Consider the following 25,337-nt stretch of genomic DNA (forward strand, 5'->3'; position numbering starts at 1 on the left):
CATTCAGTGGTAATAATGGATGGCGCAGGATGGCATACCGATGATATTGCTAACCCATTTGATAATGTCAGTATTATCAAATTGCCGCCATACTCACCAGAGCTTAACCCTATAGAGCAAGTGTGGAGTTGGTTAAGGCAACACTATCTAGCAAACCAAAACTTCATTGATTATAACGATATTGTTTCGAAGGTCTGTAGCGCTTGGAATGGATTTCTTGAGTGCAAAGATCGCGTCACAAAAGTGTGTACAAGAGATTGGATTGACCTGATCAGTTAATTTTCCGGATTGGTATGAGTCTTATTATTCGTCTCAGAGTTTGTAGAGGCGCTTTACGTTGATCACGAGCTCTGATATTCCGACACTTATTATTAAGCTCTGCTCTCTCTAGCAGCGCTTGATTACGTAAGTTTATACTTGTGGCTATTGGTTCGTTGATTAACTTTTCCTGAGCGTCTTGAGAGCTCTATCTCCTACTAATTTGAACTGGCTGATAAAGATGCCTCGTTTCTAATAACAAGGTTTTGTTCGTCGGTAACTCTTGCTATCTCCCTCTACTTAATAGATTAATCTACAGGCAGTTACGTGAACTCCCCGGTTATAACGGTTTATAGTTGGAACGTTGATGGCTATTTAATTGTTAATTCAACGTGACTTTAAGTGGGCATCTGTCTGCGGGTAAATATCTTTAAGCGCCTACTCTCAAGCTGATCTCCATTTGTTCTTGAACTTCAAGGTATCACTTTTCTCTATGACTCCTCTCGAACCTCTTATAAGGACTTGTTTATAAGAATGGTAAAACTACGTACAGACACAACTAAAGTCGTTCTCCGTGTGTTTGAGAAGCCCAGTTGAGCAATTTCATGGTTAGTTGGTATTGGGCAGGTAAGTGTTTGATGAGCTTGGTTTATAGCTATTGTAGAAGTTATCTAGGGTTAAATAGCAGATACAAAAAAGCCGATGCTAGACATCGGCTTAGTTTGAGTCGCTTAGAGTTAAGCGGGTTGAACTAGAGCGAGCGCTTTACGAGAAACCTCGTGAGCTGCTTTCGTTAAGTTTTGCTTCTCTAGTGCGTCAGATAGGTATCCGTAATCTGAAACATTTGAGCGAAGTGCTAGGGCTTTTTCGAAGTGGCTTTGTGCTTCCGCCCACTTCTGCTCTCTTAAGTAGAACTGAGCCAGCGCGCTGTGTGCTTCGGCATTACCACTGTCTTTACTAATTGCACGTTCTAGCATGACCACTACTGGGTGGTGATCGGATAAGTTCAGCTCTGGAAGCAACATGTAGAGTTCATTTGACCCACTCTTTGCAATGTTCTCTTTGATCACAGTGAAGGCTTCTGAGTCAGCTTTGCGAGCGATAAGTTGCTTCACAAAGCAGGATACAAGGTGCGAACTTTGTTTCTGTTTTCTTGAAAGCTTGTTCCAATGGCTGATTAAACCTTCGCTACCTTGCTGTTGTGCCACATCATGAAGTAGCCCACATTGTGCTTTCTGTTCTAATTCACGTTGCTCATCAGCTGTTAGAAGTTTGTTCTTAACTAATTTAGGAGTTAACTCTAGCAATGGCTGCCATAACTTCAGTTGCAAGTAAGTGGCTTTTAACAGGCCAAGTACAGCAGTGTTATTAGGGTATGTGCCTTTTAGGGTCGAAAGTGTATCGAATGCAGCTTCGTAGTTTGACTCGCTGATTTGCTGTTTAGCTTTAGTTAGCTCAACCGCTAGTAGAGAGTCGTCCTGTTGGCTAGCAAGCTCGATGTACTTATCTCGCTCACTTGTATTACCTTGTTCGTGTGCCGCTTGAGAAGCGACTAAATAACAAAGTAGAGGCATGTCGTGATGGTTAGCCCAACGAGTTACTTTCTTCTCAGCGCCTTTCCAGTCACCTTCAAGTAGCTTGATAATGCCTTCATTGGTATAACGACGAGAACGTTTCAGCTTACGAACACTGAACCAGTTCCAAGTTGTCGAGCTTGCGTACATAAGCTTTTTAAATAGGTACTCTAAGCCGAATAGAGCCGCTAGAAGAGCAATGACAAAGATAACCAGTGTTGTCACGCTCATCTCAATAGTCTTATTCGCAATTGAGATCAGAACGTAGCCTTGTTGACCAGAGAACTGAGTACCAACAATTAACCCAGCACCTAGAACGAGAAAAAGAAAAATCCAACGAATCATTATTTTTCCTCCGTGGTCATAACGGTGACTTCACGACGTAGGCGCTCACGTATCACATCTGACAACTCATTTTGAGATTCAAGCTTTACAGGGTATTTCACAGAGATGTTCTGTTCACTTAGCTGTTTAATCGCTTTCTCAAATTCAATCACTGAGTTGTTATCTTGGTTTAGATAAGCTTTCGACCACTCGCTAGCGGTATTAAGAGCTGCGCTATAGAGTTCACCTTGTTCTTTGTAGACGGCGCGAATCGCGGTTTCTAATTTACCTTTGATGTTTTCACGCAGGTAGAAGTGTTGTTCAGGAGAGAGTAGAGGGATAACTTCGCCATCACGACTACGGAAGGTAATGAAGTTTTCTGAGAAGTCTTTCATCGACGTCATCAGGTTGTTCTGCCAATCATTAATATCTTGCGATACCGCTTTTTTCTCAACAACCGCAGCTTCCGGAAGAATCGCATTGGCAAGCGGCAGTGTATCGACTTGCTGTTGCAAGCTTGTGATACGCAGAACTAAGCCGTCACGGTCGATCAGAGGAATAGTGCGAAGCTTGGTAATGTCATTGGTCATTGATTGACGCAGTGACACTAAGCTCGGGTCATTCAGTGCGGCGATACGTTGATCGGCGCTTTCCATTAGTTTGGTTGCACTAACGGCATCATGCTCGAGGAACAGTTTACGTCCTGCTAGTTTCACAAGGTAATCAGCTTCAGCAAGCAACCAGTCATTCGGGCGGCGACCTTTCACGTCAGCCACTGCTAACTGCAGGCTTTGAATGCTCTTCTGCTGTTGAGATTGCACGACCTGAGTTTTCTCCACCGCGTGTGAGGCTTCTTGGATAGTCTCTTGCTTGATGGTTTGTAGGTCTTTATTTACCGCAGATTGGGTATTTTGAAGTTGTGCTTGAAGAGCGGCTATTTGAGCCGAGTATTCAGCGCTCTTTTGCTGCATTTGAAATGCGATACCGCCACTGAAGATAATTGAAATAGCGATCGCAATAGCGCCTAGTTTGACACCGCGCTTACCTTGCTTTTCTGCTTTCTCTATTTGCTCTTTATGCTCAGCTTGAGGCTGCTCATTTTTAGCGGTATTTGAAGCAGAGGCATCAAGCTTCTGTTCAGGTTGTTTTGTCTCTGTAGAGTCAGCTTTTTCGTTTTCAACAACTACTGGCTGAGTATCTTGTTTCTTTTCAGGTTCAATATGCTCATTATTTTTTTTGCTTGTCATGCTTATTTCCTGTTTCTAGCTAGGGCCGGAGAGCAGCCAGTAATATTTGGTTCGTAGCACTGTGAGTATTGGTCACATTCGAGAAGCCGAGTTGTTGTGCTCGTTCTACAATGCGCTGGCTTGGGACAAATAGATGTCTTGTTGAAAGCCAAGCCAAATACTCATCAGGGGTAATTGAGCAGAGATACTCCAATTGTTCCTGACTAGTGATGACAACTTTGGACGTTTTTTTGTTTATCCATGTTTGATAGGTATTGTGGTCGCTAATAGGAATATATTCTCTACGGTAGGTCTCACAATAAGAGACTTGTGCACCTCGATTGAGTAGAGAATCCCTAATGAGCTCACGCCCACCATTGCCACGTAGTATCAAAATGGACTTATTTTCTACGCCATTAAGTTCAGTAAGTTTAAGAAGATGTTCACTATCACTAACTTGAGGATAGTTTACTTTTTGTTTACAGACTTTGCTTAAAACGTGCGCAGTTTTTTGACCAACGCCAAGATAAAGCGGCGAAGTAGGCCAAATGGATGAGGTTTTTGAAAGGATGCTTTGGGCAGCCGCCACGGCGTGGTGACTGACTGCAATAATGATATCGCTGTTATTAAGCTGGGTGCTTAAATCCGCAGAGTTGGGATTATCCACGATACGAATCAGCGGATGATGGATTGCTTGAACCCCTTCATCCGCTAGTTGTTGGCAAAGCGATTGTCCCTCTGAACCGGGACGAGTCACCAACACTGTCATGATTATTCTTGGTCAACGTAGAGCTTGGTTAAGATTTCTCTCGCGCCATCATCCAGCAATTGATTTGCCAGAGTCACGCCAAGTGCTTCTGCATCTTTGCGAGGGCCAGAGATCTCACCACGAACCATCTTAGAACCGTCCGGTTCACCAACTAATGCACGTAGCCAGATGTTTTCGCCATCTAATAATGAGTAGCTGCCGATAGGAACCTGACAGCCACCTTCTAGGGTAAGGTTCATTGCACGTTCGCACAGTACACGATCAGCCGTGTCTTTATGATTCAGTGGTTCAAGGAGTTTAATCAGACGCTCGTCATCAAGGCGACACTCAATACCAACAGCGCCTTGGCCAACAGCAGGGAGAGACTGCTCTGGTTCGATGAAGCTACGAATACGCTCTTCTAGCTCTAGACGTTTAAGACCTGCAGCAGCCAGTACGATCGCATCGTATTGACCATCATCGAGTTTACCTAGACGAGTACCAACGTTGCCGCGCAGCTCTTTGATGAACAGATCTGGGCGGTATTCTAACAGTTGGCATTGGCGACGCAGACTGCACGTACCCACGACAGCACCTTGTGGGAGTTCGTCGATGTTGTTGTAAGTGTTTGATACGAAAGCGTCACGCGGATCTTCGCGCTCACAAATTGTTACCAGACCTAGACCTTCAGGGAAGTCGACAGGTACATCTTTCATTGAGTGAACCGCTAGGTCAGCACGACCTTCTAGCATGGCTACTTCAAGTTCTTTAACGAACAGTCCTTTACCACCCACTTTAGCAAGCGGAGTGTCTAGGATGATGTCACCTTTGGTCACCATAGTTACCAACTCAACCTCTAAACCAGGGTGAGCAGCTTGCAGTGCATCCCTTACAAAGTATGCCTGCCAAAGGGCAAGAGGGCTTTTTCTGGTCGCGATACGGATTGGTGCTGAATTTGTCATGGTGTTTCCGATATAGGTTCTGTAATAGCCTAATCCTACCATTATGAGGCGAGAATTCTTACTGTTTGATCATTCCATACTTTGATAGCTGAGAGATTTTCATGAGTTCACCAAAATAGTGTGATTAGTATCTCATTTGAAACATGGGCTATTATTAGAAATAGTCAATAAAGAGGACACTACGGCGCCGTGAGTTTAACTTTCTGTCATCAAGGAATTGACCAGTATGACGGGTTCCTTTGCTTTACCATTAAGGGTAAAAGTGTTAAATTGATCACGTTTTGTTGCTCCTTTCGTTCAGTAACTAAACAGAACTGCACTTAACCTCAAACCAAGGACTTACCTTGCAGGCTTACACTCAAACTTTGATTCAACGATTAGACAATCTAAATCAGCAGCGCATTGATCGTGCGTTGGCGTTGATGAATGTGCAAGGCCAGCGAGTATTCAACCTTATTCCCGCACTGCTTCACTTCAATCACCCGATGATGCCTGGTTATTATGACCAACAAGTTCCTTTTGGAATTCGTAGCTTCACGCTTAATGAATTCCAAAAGCAATTTGTCTCTGATACCGAATTAACGCTGGGTGGCAAACTCACCGAGACGGATGAACCAGCAATCCTTGGCTTGTACACCATGGGTAGTACTTCTTCTATTGGTCAAAGCACTTCAAGTGATCTTGATATCTGGGTGTGTGTTTCCCCGGATATGGATGGCGCCTCTCGCGATAGCCTAACCAACAAGTGTCTCTTGATTACCGATTGGGCTGAAACCTTGGGAGTAGAAGCGAACTTCTTCTTGATGGATGAAGAGCGTTTCCGTTCGAACCATTCAGAAGAGATGACCGGCGATAACTGTGGTTCTTCACAGCACTTATTATTGCTTGATGAGTTTTATCGCTCTGCGGTTCGTTTGGCTGGTCAGCGTTTGTTGTGGCAAATCATTCCGCCAGAAATGGAAGAGTGTTACGACGAGTATGTTCAAGGTTTGTGTCAGGATGGCTATCTTGATTGCTCGCAGTGGATCGATTTCGGCAAGCTGAATCGCATTCCCGCTGAAGAGTACTTTGGTTCAAACCTGTGGCAGCTCTATAAGAGTATCGACTCACCGTATAAATCGGTTTTGAAGGCGATCCTGTTAGAAGCCTATTCATGGGAATACCCAAACACCCAACTGCTGAGTATTGATACCAAGCGTCGCTTCTTCGCGGATGAACCGGATCTGTATGGCATGGATAGTTACTATCTGATGCTTGAGAAGGTAACGCGCTACCTAGAGCGTATTAACGACCATACTCGATTGGACTTGGTGAGGCGCTGTTTTTATCTTAAGACCCACGAGAAGTTGTCACGAGATGCGGGCATTGGCTCCGTTGCGTGGCGTCGTGAAGCCTTAACCGAGATGACTAAATCTTGGAATTGGGGACATGAAACCATTGCTGAGCTCGATAACCGCCGTAACTGGAAGGTTGAGCAGGTTAAAGTGGTGCACCATGCACTGCTTGATGCCTTGATGCTGAGCTATCGTAATCTGATTCAATTTGCGCGTCGTAACGACATCACTTCGGCAATCAGCCCACAAGATATCAGCATCTTGGCACGTAAGCTTTACGCTGCATTTGAGGTATTGCCAGGTAAAGTGACACTGCTGAACCCACAAATCTCTCCGGATCTGCATGAACCCGACTTGAGCTTCATCGAAGTTCGTCAGGGTCAGTCGAATAAAGCAGGTTGGTACTTGTATAAGCAGCCACTGGTTGCACACCGCATTCTTGGTCAGCCTTCTCTAGAGCACCATGAGTACTTGAGTAAGTTGGTAGCATGGTCGTTTTTTAATGGCTTGATTACCGAGTCGACACGTTTGCACTCTGTGGTACGTGACGCTCACATCGATATCGATAAGTTCTATCAAATGGTGAGCGACCTGCGTAATACGTTTTCTTTGCGTAAGCGTCGCCCAAGTATGCAAGCACTGGCGAGCCCGTGTGAGATAAGCCAGCTAGCGATGTTCATCAACTTTGAAAATGACCCGACGTCTGAATTAAGTGGTCGTGCATTAAAAGTGGACCTCAAGAACGCCGATATCTTCAGCTTTGGTGAGGAAGGTAAGAGCTTAGTCGGCAGTGTCGACTTAGTTTATCGTAACTCTTGGCATGAAGTACGTACGCTGCATTTCCAAGGTGATACGGCAATGCTGGATGCGCTGAAGACGGTGCTTGGCAAAATGCACCAAGATGCTTTACCGCCAGAATCGGTTGATGTGTTCTGTTACAGCAAAAACCTGCGTGGTGTGATGCGTAACATGGTGTATCAACTGCTTGCTGAGTGTATCGATTTACGATTGAAACCGATTGAACCCGAGAAGCGCCGCCGCTTTAAGGCTATTCGTTTAGCTAATAAGATGTTTGGTCTGTTCTTCGAACGTCGTGGTGTGTCGGTACAGATGTTGGAAAACTCGGTCGATTTCTACCGTAGCATCTCAACCAATAAGCTCAAAGGCTCACCTTTACTGATGCTCGATAAAGAGCAAGAGTATCAGCTACCAGAAGTGGTGGATGGTTTTGCGAGTGAGGGCTTGATTCAGTTCTTTTTCGAAGATACCGACAAAGGCTTCAATATTTATGTATTGGACGAGTCGAACCAAGTTGAGGTCTACCACCAGTACAGCGGTGAAAAAGATGAGATGATCGCGAGCGTGAATTCTTTCTACACATCGGTAAAAGATGAGTCGAAGATGTCGTCTAAGTTGATTAACTTTAACCTACCTCAGTACTACCAAATCGTTCATCCTGAAGAAGGCAATTCTTACGTTGTGCCTTATCGTAACGATGCAACTTTAGCTTCTCGGAGCTCAAAGATAGTCAACATCTAGTCTTACTAAGCCCGATTGATATTGAAAAAGGAGTGATTGATTCACTCCTTTTTAGTTTTGCTTACAAATGATTAGACCCAATCGATCGCTTCACCTGCGTGCTTCACGCATTCTTCTTTAACCATCTCAAACAGCTCCATGCCCGTCTTTGAACATGTCCACTTGTCGTCAACTAGCTTGAAGTGAAAGCCACCAGATTTAGACGCTAACCAGATTTCTTTCATTGGTTCTTGGCGGTTAATGATGATTTGGCTGCGGTTCTCAAACTCCAGCGTCATCACGTTACCAGTCACTTCGTAATCAATATCTGCCTCTGATTCATCGATAGCTTCTTCGATGTTTTGCATCTGTATATCGACCAGCTGATGAAATTCAGTCTCGTTCATCCTTTCTATCCTATTGCTTTTCCTGAGTGTGGTGCGATTATAGGGGGCATTGAGTTAATAATCACGATATGCAAAATGAAAAAATTAATTGCTGCTCTATTTATGATGTCCGTTATTGGACTTTCTGGTTGTGGTCAAACGGGTCCTTTGTACGATCCTGATGAAGTTCAGCAAACCGAACAATCACAATAAGTGAAAACACGCAGAAATCGTTATTTATAAGGGATAAGAACTTTGGATTACTTCAACTATCAGGAAGATGGCCAGCTTTGGGCTGAGGACGTCGCACTTTCACAACTAGCAGAGCAATATGGTACACCGCTGTATGTATATTCTCGTGCAACATTAGAACGCCACTGGAATGCGTTTGATTCATCGGTTGGTGAGCATCCGCACTTGGTGTGTTATGCCGTTAAAGCTAACTCAAACCTTGGCGTGTTGAATACTTTGGCTCGTTTGGGCTCTGGCTTCGATATCGTTTCTGGCGGTGAGCTAGAGCGTGTGGTTGCTGCCGGTGGCGATCCAGCAAAAGTTGTATTCTCTGGTGTCGGTAAAACAGCCGCTGAAATGAAGCGTGCGCTTGAGTTGAACATTAAGTGTTTCAACGTAGAGTCTGAACCAGAACTAGAGCGACTGAATAAAGTAGCTGGTGAGCTTGGTGTTAAAGCGCCGATTTCACTGCGTATCAACCCAGACGTTGATGCGAACACTCACCCTTATATCTCTACTGGTCTGCGTGATAACAAGTTTGGTATCGCTTTCGACCGTGCTCCTGCTGTCTATGAGTTTGCAAAAACACTCGATAACTTGTCTATCCATGGTATTGATTGCCACATTGGTTCTCAGTTAACGGATATCGAACCTTTCATCGATGCAACCGATCGCCTACTTGCGCTGATCGACCAGCTACGTGCTAACGGTATCAACATCAAACACCTTGATGTCGGTGGCGGCTTGGGTGTGGTTTATCGTGATGAATTACCACCACAGCCTTCTGACTACGCGAAAGCTTTATTGGCTCGCTTAGACAATCATTCTGATCTAGAGCTGATTTTCGAGCCTGGAAGAGCGATTGCTGCTAACGCTGGTGTATTATTAACGAAAGTCGAGTTCCTCAAGCCAACAGAGCACAAGAACTTTGCCATCATCGATGCAGCAATGAACGATCTAATGCGCCCAGCACTTTACCAAGCTTGGCAGGATATTGTTCCTGTGAGCCCTCGTCAGGGTGAAACTGTGACTTACGATTTGGTTGGCCCAATCTGTGAGACAGGCGATTTCCTAGGTAAAGATCGTGACCTTGTTCTTGAAGAAGGTGATCTGCTAGCAGTTCGTTCAGCGGGTGCTTATGGCTTCGCGATGTCATCTAACTACAACACTCGTTCGCGTGCGGCTGAAGTGATGGTGGATGGCGATAAAACTCACTTGGTTCGTCAGCGTGAAGAGCTTACGAGTCTGTGGGAACTTGAAAACATTCTTCCGGAGTAATTTTAAGCGTTATGCACTTCCACTTTTCTAAAATGCATGGTTTGGGCAATGATTTCATGGTCGTGGACTGCATTACTCAAAATATTTTCTTTTCTCCAGATTTGATCCGTCGTTTGGCGGATCGTCACACTGGTGTGGGCTTTGATCAGCTACTTGTGGTTGAGGCTCCCTATGATCCAGAAACTGATTTCCATTACCGCATATTCAATGCGGATGGCAGTGAAGTGGAGCAGTGTGGCAATGGTGCACGTTGTTTTGCACGATTCGTTCGCATGAAAGGCTTAACGAATAAGTACAGCATCAACGTGAGTACCAAGAAAGGTAAAATGGTTCTCAAGATTGAAGAGAATGACCTGATCACGGTGAACATGGGCATTCCTGAGTTCGAACCCGGCAAGATTCCATTCAAGGCCAAGCAGCCAGAGAAGACGTATATCCTAAGAACGGATGTACACACCTTATTCTGTGGTGCGGTAAGCATGGGTAACCCACATGTGGTTACCGTGGTTGATGACGTCGACACGGCTGATGTGGACACCTTAGGCCCACTACTTGAATCACATGAACGTTTCCCTGAGCGTGTTAATGCTGGCTTTATGCAGGTCGTTAACCGTGAAGAAGTTCGTCTACGTGTTTACGAACGCGGCGCGGGTGAAACTCAGGCATGTGGCAGCGGAGCGTGTGGCGCAGTTGCAGTGGGTGTCACTCAAGGCTTACTGGCTGAGAATGTGAAGGTTCGTCTACCAGGCGGTGACTTACACATTAGCTGGCAAGGCCCGGGTAAACCTCTGTTTATGACCGGCCCTGCAACGCATGTGTTTGATGGTCAACTTTCTTGCTAATAACGACCCAAAACAAATATATTCATAAAAATAAAGGATAGGTTTTGTCTTACGTTGAAGCCGACGCACTCACCGCAGAAGTGGTCGCGGAATATTTACGTGATAACCCAGATTTTTTCCAAGACCGAAAAGATTTGGTTGATCGCCTTGCTATCAATAACGTTGAGCAGGGCGCTGTTTCTCTGGTTGAGGTTCAGCTTAAACGCCAACGTCATCGAATCGAAGAGCTTGAAGAAGAGATCACTGGCTTGATGTCGTTGGCAGCAAATAACGATAAAACCTTCTATGAGTTTATGGATCTGCAAGCGCAAGTGCTGAAATGCAGTGACTTCATGCAGGTGATAAAAGCCGTTGAACAAAAAGCGTTAGATCTTGGGCTTAAGGCTCATGTTCGTATTCTTTCGCAATCTGGCTTTTATCAGTTGAGTGCTGAGGGTTACTCTAAGTTTTCGCTTAACCATTTCAATGGCAAAGATGCTTATCTTGGACGCTTGAGAAAAGCCGACAGACACGATTTGTTTGGTGATTATCCAGTTCCAGAGCTAGGCTCTTATGTAGTACTACCGCTTGCTAAGCAGTCTCCATTGGGTTTGCTCGCCTTTTCTAGTGAAGATGGCGGACATTTCCAACCCCATATGGATACGCTCTTTTTACGCCATTTAGCACTTGTTGTCGCTCATTTGGCGGACACCTTACCTTGGCAGATAAATAATGAGCCTAGAGCCCAAAATACCTCTTCCTAACAGCCTTCAAAAGCCACTTTCTCGCTTCTATGAATATCTCCGAAGCGAGAAGGGACTCAGCCTACACACCCAACGTAATTACAAACAACAACTTGAAACCATGGCCGGTCATTTAGTCACTCTAGGGCTAAAGGATTGGGGTCAAGTCGATGCGGCGTGGGTCAGACAACTGGCCAGTAAAGGCATGCGTGAGGGAATGAAAGCGAGCAGCATTGCAACGCGCTTATCGTCACTGCGCAGCTTCTTTGATTTCCTTGTGTTGCGTGGCGAAATGACCGCCAATCCAGCCAAAGGTGTCTCTGCACCTCGCAAACAACGCCCTTTGCCTAAAAACCTCGATGTTGATGAAGTGGGTCAACTGCTTGATGTGAATGAGGACGATCCATTGTCGATTCGTGATCGAGCGATGATGGAGGTGATGTATGGTGCTGGATTACGACTGGCAGAACTGGTCGGCATCAATCTGAAAGATGTGTTGGGTCGACAAGGCGAAATCCGAGTGATTGGTAAAGGCGACAAAGAACGCAAAGCGCCTTTTTCTGGTTTAGCTAAAGAGTGGGTCGATAAATGGCTCAAAGTTCGTGGTGAATTGGCTTCACCGGGTGAAACCGCGCTGTTTGTCTCTAAGCTCGGGACTCGTATCTCTCATCGCAGTGTGCAAAAGCGCATGGAAGAGTGGGGTAAGAAGCAATCCGTCGCGAGTCATATTAGCCCGCATAAACTGCGTCACTCCTTTGCAACTCACGTGCTTGAATCGAGCCAGAATCTTCGTGCTGTCCAAGAGTTGTTGGGGCATGAAAACATCTCGACAACCCAAATTTATACTCACTTGGACTTCCAACACTTAGCTCAAGCGTACGATGAGGCTCACCCTCGAGCGCGTAAGAAGAATAAAGATTAGATTAAAGGTTTTACTATGCGAATTTATCGAGGGTTGAAGCCCATCAAAGCCATGACCTTTGACTTGGATGACACCCTGTATGACAACTGGCCTGTGATCATGAAGGTAGAAAAAGAGATGGCGCAGTGGCTTTACCAAAAGCACCCAGTGTCGGCTTCTTTATCGCTTGAAGAGTGGCAGGGCATTAAGCAGCAAGTCGCCTCTGAAAACCCAGCTTTAAAGCATGATGTTACCGTTTGGCGTGAAACACAGATTAAGAGTGGCTTACTGCAGTTGGGCTACTCTCAGCAGCAAGCTGAACAGGCGGCTCGTGAGGGGATAGAACATGCTTTGTGGTTGCGCAATCAAGTCGATGTTCCTCAAGAAACGCATCGAGTGATGGCAGAACTTAGCCAACGCATTCCTTTGGTTGCGATTACCAATGGCAATGTCGATCCACATAAAATTGGCTTAGGGCAGTATTTTCAACGAATTCTTAAAGCTGGCCCAAACGGTAGAGCAAAACCCTACCCAGATATGTTTGATAAAGCGCAGCAATACTTAGGTGTTGATGCCATCAACATTCTTCATGTCGGCGATCATCTTAGAACGGATGTTTACGGAGCTAAGCAAAATGGCTTCCAAGCATGCTGGTTTAATGACATTGGTTCCAATTTATACCTCTCTTCGAAGGCGAGTGTGCTGCCTGATGTTGAAATAGAGCAACTTAGCGATCTTATGCGACTAATTTAAAGACTTCTGTAAGCTTATTGTGTCGCATTTATGATATTGAATTGTTACATTAGTCGCAATTAAATGCCTGTTTAGGCTAGGATAATTGGCGACTACTTTTTATCGATTCATTTCAGTCATAGCAGTGGTTGCGGGTTCTTCACTTCACTCTATTTCGATCAAGGGTTGGCATGCAAACATTTACATTTCTCGCAAATACTGAGGAGCTATTTAAATCTCAATTTGATCAGCGAGAGTGGTGTGACAGCAAACAATATCTTATTCAACTTTTCTCTGCCCAATCTTCTGATGTGGCTCGTCGAATCGCGAGTGTTGCTCTCAATCGCCTAAGCAATGCCACCCTAATTGGCCAGAGTGCTCGTCATGTTATCTGTGATAATTGCCTTGAAAGTGCATGCACCTTAGTCATCATCAGTGAGTTCAACGAAACCCATCTAACCTCGGCAGTCCAGCCTTTTACGGGGAATCCAAATCAAGATAGCCAAGACTTAGCTTTGCAACTGCACCTTACCGAAGGCACCAAAACGGTCATCAGTTTGTGCGATCAGGTCGAAGGGCGTGATTACCCTATCTATAGCGCTTTTGAAAACCTGCCTTACGCATTGCCGATTGCTGGTGGACTGTGCCATGAGAATGAATTTGGCCGTTGGGTTATGTATAACGAGCAAACCTACCAGCATGCCTGTGTTGCTGTGGCTCTGACTAACCCAAGATTGAAGGTTTGGTCGGATGCGTACTCTGAGTGGAACCCGATTGGGATGAAACTGCGAGTCACACATGCGGTCGGAAATCGCTTATACGCGTTGAATGACAAGCCGGCGATTGAAGTATTCAAACATTACCTTGCGGATGGCAAAGACCTTCCTTTTAGCCAACTGATGAGCTTTCCACTTTATCGAGAACTTGGCAGAAAGAAGGGTATTTCAACACCTCTACGCATTAATGATGATGGCAGTATCGAGTTTGATAGCCCTTGGCATGTCGGTGAAGAGGCGCAGTTTTGTTATAACCACCCCTCTTTGAGCGCTGAAAAGGTGCGTCACGGTGCCGAGATGCTAGCCATGCATCAGCCTGAGTCGGTGATCATTTATAACTGTGTATCTCGACTTGAGTTTATCGACAGTAAACTTGAGCTTAAGCCATTTGAAGGGATAGTGAATACATGTGGTGCCTACTGCATGGGTGAGCTATACCGCAATGAAGACCGCCAAGAGATACTGCACCACAGCCTGACTTATATCGCTATGCGCGAGTCTGACGAGGTTAAAGAGTTTCGTTGTGAAGATTTTCAGTGTGGCTCAACAGTGTCGCCATTGCTTAACTTGGTCAGAAATGCAGTCGCTGATCTTGACAGTATGAATACCCAGATGGAGAAAAAACTCCATCAACAAGCGCGTCGCTTAACCGAGAGCTATCGCATTGACTCACGCACTGGCTTACCGAACCGTATTGTACTGAAGGAGCGCCTCAATACGATTCTATTTAGTGAACACTTACTCACGTTAAAGCTCACGAATTTCCATCAAGTTAACGAAAAATACGGCTATCAGGTGGGTGACCAGTTACTGCTTGACCTGTCTAATCACTTTATTGAGCGATTGCAGCTTCGTGTCGTGAAGGAGCCTCGCGTGAAGGTTGAGCTGTTCAGTATTGGGGTCGGAGAGTGGGCGATTATCTTTAACGCCAGTGTTGGTAGTACAAAAATAAAAGAAGGTTTCGTTGAGTTTGCCGATGACATCGAACACATAAATTTTGAGCCGTATGGTTTGGCTGATATTGATTACCTGTCAGTTTCTCTGTGTGGCGGCTTTGCTAGTCGTTGTGATTTCTTAACCGACAGCGGTGACGAGATCTTATTGAAAGCGATCGAAGCTCGACGTTATGGGGTGCGGAACAATACCCACATCACCAATGCCAAAGACATTCAGGTGAGCGAAGAGGACCGCAAAGAGCAGCTCGGTTGGTTGAGCTGTGTGAGCCGTGCGATTTTAGATCAGAACATCATTACCTACTCTCAGCCGATTGTGGAATCGGGCACTCACGAAATGATTGGCCAAGAGTGTTTAGTCAGAATCATGGAGTCGGACGGTACTATTGTGGCACCAGGAAAGTTCTTACCTATCATTGCCGACACGCACCTCTACACACGCCTTAGTCGACATATGATTAAGAGCACTATCGGTTATATGGCGGATAAACAGAGTTCGTTCTCTATCAATCTATCCCCACAAGATTTGTTGAGTGACAAGACGCTTGAGGTACTCGAGGCTGCGATCAGTGGTATGAACGATCCCACTCGACTTGGCTTAGAGGTTTTGGAATCTGAGCAAATCAAGGATTATGGCCGCATGATAGAGGTGTGTGATCACTTCCGTGCACTCGGGGCGAGAATCATTGTTGATGATTTTGGCTCTGGTTACTCCAATATTGATGAGATCATTAAGCTTGAGCCACAGATTATTAAGCTCGACGGTAGCTTGATTCGTAATATCGACAAAGACCAAAAACAAAGAAATATCGCTTCTCAGTTGGTTCGCTTATGCCAAGTGTTCAATGCTAAGACGGTTGCTGAATTTGTCCATAACCAACAGGTTTGTGAGATAGCAGAACAAATGGGTGTCGATTATCTGCAGGGTTATTACTTTGGTGAGCCTAAGCGATTGTTTTAGTTATTAAAACTCATGGATTATCATGCCGGCTGGTTTCGAAAATGCTCAATCACCATTGATGTCTGCTTTGTAGTGGAATAAGTGATGTCTAACTAACGTCACATTATTTATAAGACGATTGTAAGTATTCCGTGCAAGCCTTATCTATAATAAGCACAATAATAAATCATTAACCTAGCGATTAATGTGAATATGCAGTCGACTTCTCTCCTGATACAAGACATTGAGCAAACCCAACGTGAATTGGAAAAGATAGATTTTCATCAACACGAAAACCTACTAATTCAGGTGTTTTCGTCTTTCGAGAAAGGTTCTGTTGCGGCTGCCTGCCAAGTGATTCAATCGACTTTCCCCAATGCCAAACTGATTGGTTGCAGTGCTAACCACTACATCAGCCAAGGCGTCATCCTGCACCAAGGTCTTTATCTGATTGTTACCCGCTTTGACGCGACGTCTTACTCTTGTGGTGTTGTCGAATATAGCGAGCAACCATTGGTCGATAGCCACGCTATGTGGCAACAGCTTGAGTGCAATGATAATACTCAAAGCATCATCTGTTTCGCAGACCGCTTGCAGATAAATAACCGAGTTCTATTTTCAGCGTTTGAGCAGTCGAGATATTTATTACCTATCTGTGGCGGTGCATCGACCATCACAGATAATGGACGATGGGTGATGCTCAACGGTATTTGCTATGAAAATGCCTATGTGATGTTGGCGCTGCACAGTGCAGAGCTATCCATCACTAAAGGTTATTTCACTGAATGGAACCCTATTGGCCGGACTTTCAGAGTGACAGGAGCCCAAGATAACTGGTTGGTTGAATTGGATGGTATACCTGTTCGTGAGCTCTACAATCGTTACCTCGCTGATGGCCTTGAATTGCCTTTTGAGCAACTGCATAATTTTCCTTTGATGGTTGGTGATCCGAAAGAGCAAAGGATTCACTTACCGCTCAAGGTGACGGAATATGGAGAGATAGAGTTCAGTGGCCAATTCCAAGTGGGTGATGAGGTCCGGTTTTGTTATGACCATCCCTCATTGACCCTGGAGCAGGTCCGACTGGGGGTTCAACAGCTTGCCTCTCATAAGCCGGAACAGTTTTTTATCTATAACTGTATCTCTCGCATCGACTTTATTGATGGCAACCAAGAGGTTGAGGTTTTCCAGAAGCTGGCCGACAGCTATGGCGTGTACTGCATGGGAGAACTCTATCAAGAGAATGACCAACAGCGAATCTTGCACCATAGCCTTACTTACCTCGCATTAAGAGAAGGCGAGGGTAAGGTAGTATTGCCATTAGATACACAACCCGCGACCAATATATCCCCTCTGTTTTCATTGATCCGAAATGCACTGCTTGATGTCGATGACATGAACAACAGCATGGCGAGTAAGATTCAGCAACAAGCCACCGCGTTAACTGCGAGCTACCGAATTGATCACCGTACTGGCTTGCCTAATCGAAGTGTATTGCGTGAGAAGCTGTCGAAGATGAGCAGTGATAGCCACTTGTTAGCTTTGAAGGTCACGACCTTTGGTCAGATCAATGAAAAGTACGGCTATCGAGTGGGTGACAAGCTTCTGCATGACTTGAGTGAGTATTTTCAAAAGGCGCTGTGGCAGTTCTTTGATGAGGGATGTCAGCTCTACAGTATCGGTATTGGTGAGTGGGCAGTGGTGTTCGATAGCTGGGCGAGCCAAGAACATATTCATCAGCGATTCTCGGAATTTGCCGATCAAACCGAGCATGTGAATTTTGAGCCTACCGGTTTACCCGATATTGATTACTTGTCGGTGTCTATCTGTGCGGGTATCGCCAGCCGTCGAGATTTCCCGACTACCTCTATTGATGACTTATTGTTGAAGGCGATTGATGCGAGGCGCAGCGCTGTCAGCCAGAACAAGCACCTAGTGAGCGCCAAGGCACTCATTCAATTGGAGAAGCATCGCCAAGAGCAACTTGGTTGGCTGTCGTGCGTGAGTCGCGCGGTGCTTAATCAGAATATTGTGGCGTGCTCTCAGCCCATAGTTTCAGCACACAGTCATCAGGTAGAGAGCTACGAGTGTTTGGTTCGAATTGAAGAGGACGGTCAGTTAATTGCACCGGGTAAGTTCTTGCCAATCATTGAAGGAACCCATCTCTATACACGCCTCAGTCGTCAGATGATAACGCGCACCTTCGATTTTATGAGTCAGCGAACCGATTCGTTCTCAATTAATTTAGCGCCACAAGATTTCAGCAATGAGAAAACCATTCTTCACCTTGAACAAGCGATCAAGAAAATCAGTCACCCACAGCGTATTGGCTTGGAGGTGTTAGAAACGGAACAAATTCAGGATTACGGTCGCTTGATTGAGGTGTGTAATCACTTCCGCGATCTTGGTGTGAATATTATTGTTGATGACTTTGGTTCGGGCTATTCGAACATTGATGAGATATTGAAGCTAGAACCACAGGTGATCAAGCTTGATGGCAGTTTGATTCGCAATATTGATAAAGATAAAAAGCAGCGCAAGATCGCTCAGCAGTTGGTGAGCTTATGCCAGATTCTGAATGCTAAGACGGTGGCGGAGTTCGTTCATAATGAGCAGGTGTGCCGTATTGCTGAAGACATGGGGGTCGATTACTTGCAAGGGTATTACTTTGGTCAACCTCAGCGTTTGTTTTGATGGAGCGAGCGTTTCACGTGAAACACTGGTTGGCTCAATAACGAAAATACGATGTAAAAAGGGTGAGCTTATGGCTCACCCTTTTTGTTTTTAGTGTCTGTCTCGTCCCGAAATGTGTTTTTACCTTCCCGCGCGCCTGCTTGGTCTATTTGAGGGCGTGGCCACACTTGTCGGCGTGGAACACTTTTAGATAATGCTGGTAGTAGTCATCAATGAGCTTGGCAGATTCACTTTCACCTAAAGATTTGAGTAACTCAATACCCACTTCACAAGTACACAAGTGGCCACTGTCTTGGTTGCGGCGCAAGGTGTATGAAGATTCGCTGGTAATATCGAGGTGAACTTGCGGAACGGCTTGTAACCACGAGCTCTTGTTAAGCATCTTCTTCGCTTCTTGCCATGTGCCATCCAAGATGATGAATAGCGGCTTACGGCTCTGGGCTTGGGTCATTACAGCTTGCTGGCACTCGACACTTTGATCACTTGGGAATAAAAGAAACGGTTGTCGTGTTTCATCGTCAAGCAGTGCGATGAGCTCCGCTGGTGGTGTTTTCCTTTGCCATACAATGGACTGACACTGATCAAGGGATTGCTGAAGCAGCTTCCCTGTATTGGTATCGCGTGACAGTTCATTCTCATGAGTGAGCAGTACAAGATCGATTTGGCTTGCGACACTAGGTATCAGGTGACAAATACATTGGTGAGTGAAGCTACAACCATGGCAAGCTTGTTGGTTACTCATGTTTACAACTTAACTCCACTTTGTGCGGGTGAGATACCATCAGCAAACAAAACCACGTCGCTGATATCAGCATCATCTGCAACTGGAGCGACACTTGGGTTTAGCGGGTAGCTGACACCAGAGTATGAAAGTGTGTGTTTCGCCGGTGTTGCACCGCCGCCACTGACATTGAAGATCAGATCCTGCCAGCCGTGGTTTTGCGATTTACCTAAGCGTATGTCGCCCTTAACCAGTGTCACTCGGCTATTGAAGCGCCAGTTATCTTGATGGTTTTCGAAAATTAGCAGTGTACAGCCACCAGAACCACACCAATCGAGTTGGGCGAACAGCTCTTCTTTACCGTCGCCGTTGAGGTCGTAGGTTAACCAGCGGTATTTAGTGTCGTCAGGTGAGCTGTTGTTGATCTTAAAGTATTCGCGGATCGCTTGGTCGACTTTTGGATCAAGTTGATCGCTGGAGTTCACCTGCTTTGCGGTTAGATCAACGTTAGTGGTGGTGTTTACTTGTGCTTGCGCACTCTTAGCTTCGAATAGCACCAGACCGCCATTGGCAATCGGATACACCACGTTGCCCACTTTCTCTTTTTCAGCGATTAGCTTGCCATTATCGAGTGTGAAGATGCGCTCGGAGATCAAATATTGTTGCTGGTGGCGAGTCATAACCACTTGTACCTGATTTTGGTTCAGTTGCTGCCAGAAGCCTTGTTCAACAATAGAAGGGTCTCCATTGCTGTATGAATAAGTCGTGATAGCACTGTGGTCATTGTTGAGTTCAAGGTTGATAGAGAACCCTGAGTTTTGCGTTGAGCTAGCGAAGTAGAGTCCGCTCCAGTCCAGCGTTGGATCTTGGTTAGAGACCGTCGCACAGCCATTGTAGTTACTGTCATTGAGGTTAAGCTTGGCATGCCATCCATAGATAGAATCGCTCATGCCGTCGCTACAGCTCTCTTTCGTAAGGTTGAGTTTGCCTTGTGCAGCTTTACCTTCTAATTGGTAGTCACGGCTGCTCGATGTGGTGCGGCTTGATTCAATATCGAGGGTCTGTGGCTGTTCGCCCATCTTGGTGTATTTCAGCTGGTCTTTATCGAAGGTTGCTGACCAGAAGGGTTCATTACCAAATACTCGTGTTGAGCGCAGCGGTTGGACGCAGCGATCTGGGTTCTCTGCGGTTAGGATGTTCACTTGGTCAACCACGAAACGCGCTGTGAAATCTGCGTTATAACCCGTTTGGCTCGGCACGGTTAGGTGACCAATCAGCTCGCCATATAAGGCTTGGTAAGGTCTCGTTGAGAGCCCTTGTGCTTCTAACGCTAACTCTGGAGATAAGTCTAACCAGTATTGTTGTTGGCTACCGCAAGGAGTGAAGGTTCGGCTTTCATGGCCAACCACCACCTGACCACGCATGATGAAGGTTTGCGGTTGAATGCTCAGTGGCTCATCCAAGTTTGCTGGGGGCTGTTCAGGTTGTTGCGGCGTATCAGGTGCCGTAACACAGCCTTGTAGAGCGAACGCGACTAGCCATGTCACTGGGTTTTTCATTACCTTCATGTTATATCTTCCTCGGAGCAACCGTTAATTGGATTTATTATGGCATATTGGTTATTTAAAACAGAACCCGACACCTTCTCTATTCAGACTCTTAGAGTACAAAAAACCTCTTGTTGGGAGGGTGTACGCAACTATCAGGCTCGAAACATGATGCGTGATGACGTCAAGCTTGGCGATCTGGTGATGATATACCACTCATCATGTAAAAAAGTTGGCGTAGCGGGGATCGCTAAAGTAACCAGAGAAGCCTACCCAGACCACTTTCAGTTCGACCCTGAGAGTGATTACTACGATCCTAAGTCTTCACCCGATAACCCACGCTGGATCATGGTGGATGTCGAGTTTGTGCGAGTGACTGAGCGCTTGATTCCTTTGGTTACGCTTAAAGCCATGCCTGAACTCTCCGAAATGCCCTTGGTGAAACGCGGTAATCGCTTATCGATCATGCCGGTTACCGAACAAGAGTGGCAGGCAATCTTAAGCAAAGAAGTGTTAGGTTCTCGATAGCGTTAGAGAGAGCTTTTTACGTAAGGTTCAAAAAAGGCAGCCAGTTGGCTGCCTTTTTATTTATTCAGATCTGTTCAACGAGCGAGATTAGAGCAGATGCTTTTCTAGGTAGTGAGCAACGGCATCGTCTGCGTTACTGCCAATCACTTCATTGTCAGGTAGTGCTTTCATCACTTTCTCATGTGATGTACCCATGATTAGACCTTTACCCGCCATAGCCAGCATTTCAGCGTCGTTCATGCCATCACCAAAGGCAACACAGTTATCCAGAGTCAGGTTTAGTGATTTTGCAACAGCGTCTAGAGCGTGGCCTTTAGAGACTTCAGCTGCCATCACTTCCAGACACCAAGGTGTAGAGAAGGCGATGTTCAGTTTGTCGCCAAAAGCATCTCTTAGCTTTTGTTCAAACGTGACGAGATATTCGTGGTCTTGTTCTGGATGTGTGAAGAAGACTTTCGCGATGCCTTCGCTTGGTGCGTTTTCAGCTTCAAAGCGCTTGTAGCTAAAGCCAGACTCACTGTGGAATTTAGCCAACATTTCATCTTCACGGTCTAGTAACCAATCTTCATTCTGGTACATGTGAATAAAGAGGTTTGGATCTTGGCGCACAATATCAATAACTGGCTGAACGAGTTCCTGAGGTACGTTCTGGCTATACATCAGTTGATCGTTTTGGTCATGCACGCGTGCACCGTTTGAAGTGATCATGTACGCCGGAATACCTGCTATCTGACGAATACCCGCCACATCGACGTGATGGCGACCCGTTGCGAAGATGAAGGTATAACCTTGGTCGTGTAATTTCTTAAGCGTTAGCTTGGTAAAGTCGCTTAGCTGATGGTTGGGAGCCAAAAGCGTACCATCTAAATCAGAAGCAACAATTTTCACGGAATCTTTTAGTGCAGGAATACTCATTTAACCCTCATTGCAAAATGCTTAACCAATATTGACGCTAGCCAGCGCTAGAATCGTTTTAACTACAATATCTCTAGGTAGAAATTGTATGCCAAATTCATGCAAGAAAAGAGGGCAAAGCTCACTTACTTCTCTTCCTCTTTAGCGCTTATTTTCTTGGTAGGTTGCTTAGCCTATTAGCTCTAGGCGAAAAACTGATTGATCGCATCCAGTGTTTGATTGCGATATTCATCCTGCTCAAACAACACCTCATGCCTAGAACCCTCAATCAACTTAAACTGACAATCAGAGTTGGTTTTCTTCAGCTTAGAGATGAACTTTACTTGAGCACTGTTACTGACAATCTTTTCATCCCCAGCTTGAATCAATAGCAGAGGGATCTTGATTTGACGAGTTTGTTGAATTGCTTGCTTGGCGGCCATTAACCCTTGCCACACCCAACGCGTGCTTGGTCCACCCACCTGCAAAGATGGAGACTCGTCATATAAGCGGCGGAACCACTGATAGCGAACCTTACTGTGGCTCAGTAAGTTGTTTTCAAAAGGCTTCGAATAATATGCTTGCTGGCCCGGCGCGTAAGTTGGCTTGGCATAAAAAGCGGTAAGCACTTGTCCAACGATCATCGCGATAGGTTTCAGGTACCACTCGGTATTGATACCAAACATCGGAGCGCACAGAGTCACCTTATCAAACGGGTGGTCTGGATGGGTTTGTAGGTAGCGAGTGGCTATGGTGCTGCCCATTGAGTGTGCGAGCAGGTAGCGATTGGAATACTTACTGAGATCAAAACTGGCAATGACGTCAGACATGTCAGATTCATAATCATCAAACTCATGAATGTGACCAATGTCAGAGTCTGTTACCATACGTTCAGACTGGCCTTGACCTTGGTGGTCAAATGAATAAACGTCATAGCCTTGTTGATAAAAATCATAAAAGATTTCTTGGTATTTTTGGCAGCATTCGATACGGCCATTTGAAATCACAATAGCTTTGCTGTGCTTTTCTGAGGTGAGGCTGCACCAGTACAGTTTCTTTTTACCAGACGATGTTAAAAACCCCTCTTTTCTTTGTTGCCAAAGAGCGTTGATCGGGTGTTTAATCGCATGATCGAACTGAGGTTCTTGAGTGTAAGGGAAGGTGGCTTCGCTGTGGTTTTCCATGGGAAATTACCTGAACTGATGCGTGTGAGAGCTTTATTGCTACTAATGTTGTTAGATTAAAGAACTAGTAAGGAAATGCAAATGGATACTCATGTTTGGCTTGCTTATGTTGTCACAGCGATTTTGTTTAGCTTGGCTCCGGGCTCGGGTACCGTTAACTCAATCAGTAATGGGCTTAGCTATGGCACTAAAAAGTCACTCGCATCAATTGTTGGCTTACAGCTTGGTCTTGCGTTTCACATTATGCTGGTGGGCGCGGGTATCGGTGCACTCGTTGCTAAGTCTGCGTTGGCGTTCACCATCATTAAGTGGGTCGGCGTGGTGTACTTACTTTGGTTAGGTATTCAAAAGTGGCGTGATAGCTCGAGCCTAGTAGCATCTGAAGAAAGCTCTACTCTGTCGAGTGGCAAACTGCTGAGAAACGCTGTGCTTATCAACCTAACTAACCCGAAATCAATCGTGTTTTTGGTGGCTTTGTTTCCTCAGTTTATTGACCCTACACAACCTCAAGCACCTCAGTTATTAGTGCTAGGTGTGACGACAGTATTCATTGATAGCGTTGTTATGTTGGGTTACACCTCATTAGCGTCACAAATGGGACGTTTTATTCGCTCTGATCGCATAATGGGTAAGATAAATAAAATATTTGGTGGTATGTTCATGGGCTGCGGTGCTTTGCTAGCTGCCGCGAAAGCTTAGATTAAGCGACTGAGTTATAGTTAAACCAATCAGAGTTATCAAGAAATGACCGCTACATACGTTGCTCGACAACCTATCTTAAATCGCAAGAGGAATACACTCGGCTATGAGTTGTTATTTCGCGATGGAGAAAAGAATGCGTACCCAGCGCATATTGAGTCTAATCGAGCAACGTATCGTCTGATTGTTGAGAACTTCTTGTCTGTTGGTCTTAACCCTTCTATTCCATCTTCACGCTGCTTTATCAACTTCCCTTATCAAAGTTTGATTCGTCGACTGCCCTTAAGTTTGCCGAAAGATAAGGTGGTGGTAGAGATTCTGGAAACCTGTAAACCAACAGATGAATTGTTGGAAGCGGTTAAAGACCTTTACCAAGCGGGTTACATGATTGCCCTAGATGATTTTACTTCGACCCCAGAATGGGAACGTTTCCTTAAATACACGCATATCGTAAAGCTCGATATTATGCAGATGGGTTTGGATGAAGCGTGTGATTTGGTTAGGGCGCATCAAGGGAAAAAGTTTAGCTTTTTGGCGGAGCGCGTTGAGACCGAACAAGAATTCCAGCAAGCCAAAGAGGCTGGCTTTAAGTTTTTCCAAGGTTACTTTTTCAATAAACCGGAAATCATCAAGAGTAAATACATTAGCCCTGAGCAAGTGATTGCTATGGAGCTGTTTCAAGAAGTGTGTAAGCCCGATGTGGACTTTCAACGGGTGGAGAGCATTGTCGCGAAAGATGTGGCGCTCTCATATAAGCTGCTGCGTTTTGTGAATACTATGTCGCCGCGCCTTGAAGTTACCATCTCTTCTTTTCGTCAGGCTTTGGTATATCTAGGTCAAGAGAAACTGAAAATGTTTGTCTCGTTAGCCGTCGCCTCTTATGTGTCCGATAAAAAGCCTAAAGAGCTGTATGGCTTATCGCTTCAGCGAGCTCAGTTCTGCCAACGTATGTCTCGTTATCAGGCATTTGAAGGGCATGCCGAGCAAGCCTTTATGATTGGTTTGTTCTCGTTGCTTGATGCGCTGCTCGACTTGTCGTTAGAGAATTTAGTTGAGCAACTGCCTTTGTGTAAAAGTATCAAGGTGGCTCTGCTACGTAGAGAAGGGCCATATGGAACCTTGCTGGCCCTTGAAGAGAGCTTTGAACATGCCGATTGGCAGCAGATGGATGAGCACTGTGCTCATTTAGGATTGAGTGTGGAACAGGTTAAAACTGAGCTCACCGAAGCTCGACGCTGGAGTCATAACGTAACCAATCAGCTCTGATTTATCTTCGTTAAACTTTTATGACAATTATAACGCACGCCTTGACGTGCGTTTTTTTATATCTAATATATATGCATATCCATATATGAGTATGTATTT

Annotated in this window: 22 protein-coding genes; 13 read left to right on the top strand and 9 right to left on the bottom strand. The window is 45.4% G+C overall.

The window, feature by feature from the left end; translation table 11 throughout:
• The coding region (locus AB4493_RS17525) for a transposase (RefSeq protein WP_372155521.1) at positions 1-279 on the top strand (279 nt) is incomplete at its 5' end.
• A gap of 716 nt (positions 280-995) precedes the next feature.
• Here the strand turns inward: AB4493_RS17525 and AB4493_RS17530 are convergent.
• Genes AB4493_RS17530 through hemC form a run of 4 tightly spaced genes read right to left on the bottom strand, consistent with a single transcriptional unit; the run spans position 996 to position 5,092 of the window.
• Complete coding sequence (locus AB4493_RS17530; protein WP_017061005.1) at positions 996-2,177, bottom strand: heme biosynthesis protein HemY; 1,182 nt, start codon at positions 2,175-2,177, stop codon at positions 996-998.
• Positions 2,177-3,403: a uroporphyrinogen-III C-methyltransferase gene (locus AB4493_RS17535; protein ID WP_017061006.1), complete on the bottom strand. Its 1,227-nt coding sequence runs from the start codon at positions 3,401-3,403 to the stop codon at positions 2,177-2,179. Before AB4493_RS17535 ends, AB4493_RS17530 begins: the two co-directional genes overlap by 1 nt.
• A gap of 19 nt (positions 3,404-3,422) precedes the next feature.
• Entirely contained in the window at positions 3,423-4,151 is a 729-nt protein-coding gene (locus tag AB4493_RS17540) for a uroporphyrinogen-III synthase (protein WP_017061007.1), read from the bottom strand.
• Between the two features lie 2 nt (positions 4,152-4,153).
• On the bottom strand, positions 4,154-5,092 hold the full coding sequence (gene hemC / locus AB4493_RS17545) for a hydroxymethylbilane synthase (protein WP_372155522.1): 939 nt from the start codon (positions 5,090-5,092) through the stop codon (positions 4,154-4,156).
• A gap of 344 nt (positions 5,093-5,436) precedes the next feature.
• Between hemC and AB4493_RS17550 the strand changes: the two genes are divergently transcribed.
• Positions 5,437-7,965: a class I adenylate cyclase gene (locus AB4493_RS17550; protein WP_017066755.1), complete on the top strand. Its 2,529-nt coding sequence runs from the start codon at positions 5,437-5,439 to the stop codon at positions 7,963-7,965.
• Between the two features lie 71 nt (positions 7,966-8,036).
• Here the strand turns inward: AB4493_RS17550 and cyaY are convergent, their stop codons facing one another.
• Positions 8,037-8,351 carry an iron donor protein CyaY gene (cyaY, locus tag AB4493_RS17555; protein ID WP_017061010.1) on the bottom strand — a complete coding sequence of 105 codons (315 nt, stop codon included), beginning with the start codon at positions 8,349-8,351 and terminating at the stop codon, positions 8,037-8,039.
• A 75-nt stretch (positions 8,352-8,426) separates the two neighbouring features.
• Here cyaY and lptM point away from each other — a divergent pair, with 75 nt between their 5' ends.
• From lptM to AB4493_RS17595, 8 genes are all read left to right on the top strand, one after another.
• Positions 8,427-8,543, top strand: coding sequence for an LPS translocon maturation chaperone LptM (gene lptM / locus AB4493_RS22245; protein WP_017063757.1), 117 nt, complete (start codon positions 8,427-8,429; stop codon positions 8,541-8,543).
• Positions 8,544-8,585: 42 nt separating this feature from the next.
• Complete coding sequence (gene lysA / locus AB4493_RS17565) at positions 8,586-9,839, top strand: diaminopimelate decarboxylase (RefSeq protein WP_017066756.1); 1,254 nt, start codon at positions 8,586-8,588, stop codon at positions 9,837-9,839.
• Between the two features lie 11 nt (positions 9,840-9,850).
• A complete protein-coding gene (gene dapF / locus AB4493_RS17570; protein ID WP_372155523.1) occupies positions 9,851-10,681 on the top strand; it encodes a diaminopimelate epimerase in 831 nt (276 codons plus the stop codon).
• 44 nt (positions 10,682-10,725) lie between these two features.
• On the top strand, positions 10,726-11,424 hold the full coding sequence (locus tag AB4493_RS17575; RefSeq protein WP_017061014.1) for a DUF484 family protein: 699 nt from the start codon (positions 10,726-10,728) through the stop codon (positions 11,422-11,424).
• On the top strand, positions 11,393-12,325 hold the full coding sequence (gene xerC / locus AB4493_RS17580) for a tyrosine recombinase XerC (protein WP_136974431.1): 933 nt from the start codon (positions 11,393-11,395) through the stop codon (positions 12,323-12,325). Before AB4493_RS17575 ends, xerC begins: the two co-directional genes overlap by 32 nt.
• 15 nt (positions 12,326-12,340) lie before the next feature.
• Positions 12,341-13,057: a 5-amino-6-(5-phospho-D-ribitylamino)uracil phosphatase YigB gene (gene yigB, locus AB4493_RS17585; protein ID WP_017096074.1), complete on the top strand. Its 717-nt coding sequence runs from the start codon at positions 12,341-12,343 to the stop codon at positions 13,055-13,057.
• 170 nt (positions 13,058-13,227) lie between these two features.
• Positions 13,228-15,726, top strand: a complete 2,499-nt coding sequence (locus tag AB4493_RS17590; RefSeq protein ID WP_372155524.1) for an EAL domain-containing protein — start codon at positions 13,228-13,230, stop codon at positions 15,724-15,726.
• A gap of 192 nt (positions 15,727-15,918) precedes the next feature.
• Positions 15,919-18,399 carry an EAL domain-containing protein gene (locus tag AB4493_RS17595; RefSeq protein ID WP_372155525.1) on the top strand — a complete coding sequence of 827 codons (2,481 nt, stop codon included), beginning with the start codon at positions 15,919-15,921 and terminating at the stop codon, positions 18,397-18,399.
• Positions 18,400-18,544: 145 nt separating this feature from the next.
• Here the strand turns inward: AB4493_RS17595 and AB4493_RS17600 are convergent, their stop codons facing one another.
• Together AB4493_RS17600 and AB4493_RS17605 are read right to left on the bottom strand one after the other, a co-directional pair.
• Positions 18,545-19,141: a tRNA-uridine aminocarboxypropyltransferase gene (locus tag AB4493_RS17600; RefSeq protein WP_017061019.1), complete on the bottom strand. Its 597-nt coding sequence runs from the start codon at positions 19,139-19,141 to the stop codon at positions 18,545-18,547.
• A gap of 2 nt (positions 19,142-19,143) precedes the next feature.
• Complete coding sequence (locus tag AB4493_RS17605; protein WP_017061020.1) at positions 19,144-20,688, bottom strand: COG3650 family protein; 1,545 nt, start codon at positions 20,686-20,688, stop codon at positions 19,144-19,146.
• Positions 20,689-20,727: 39 nt separating this feature from the next.
• Here AB4493_RS17605 and AB4493_RS17610 point away from each other — a divergent pair, with 39 nt between their 5' ends.
• On the top strand, positions 20,728-21,195 hold the full coding sequence (locus AB4493_RS17610; protein ID WP_017061021.1) for an EVE domain-containing protein: 468 nt from the start codon (positions 20,728-20,730) through the stop codon (positions 21,193-21,195).
• A gap of 87 nt (positions 21,196-21,282) precedes the next feature.
• Here AB4493_RS17610 and AB4493_RS17615 read toward each other — a convergent pair whose 3' ends face one another.
• A complete protein-coding gene (locus AB4493_RS17615; RefSeq protein ID WP_017061022.1) occupies positions 21,283-22,110 on the bottom strand; it encodes a Cof-type HAD-IIB family hydrolase in 828 nt (275 codons plus the stop codon).
• 182 nt (positions 22,111-22,292) lie between these two features.
• Positions 22,293-23,273 (bottom strand): alpha/beta fold hydrolase, encoded by a 981-nt coding sequence (locus AB4493_RS17620; RefSeq protein ID WP_017061023.1) that lies wholly within the window; start codon positions 23,271-23,273, stop codon positions 22,293-22,295.
• 81 nt (positions 23,274-23,354) lie between these two features.
• Between AB4493_RS17620 and rhtB the strand changes: the two genes are divergently transcribed.
• Positions 23,355-23,972 carry a homoserine/homoserine lactone efflux protein gene (rhtB, locus tag AB4493_RS17625; RefSeq protein ID WP_017061024.1) on the top strand — a complete coding sequence of 206 codons (618 nt, stop codon included), beginning with the start codon at positions 23,355-23,357 and terminating at the stop codon, positions 23,970-23,972.
• A gap of 45 nt (positions 23,973-24,017) precedes the next feature.
• A complete protein-coding gene (locus AB4493_RS17630; protein WP_372155526.1) occupies positions 24,018-25,238 on the top strand; it encodes an EAL and HDOD domain-containing protein in 1,221 nt (406 codons plus the stop codon).
• The last annotated feature ends 99 nt before the right edge of the window (positions 25,239-25,337 follow it).

This window comes from Vibrio sp. 10N.222.55.A1, from assembly GCF_041473835.1.
GTDB lineage: Bacteria > Pseudomonadota > Gammaproteobacteria > Enterobacterales > Vibrionaceae > Vibrio > Vibrio crassostreae_C.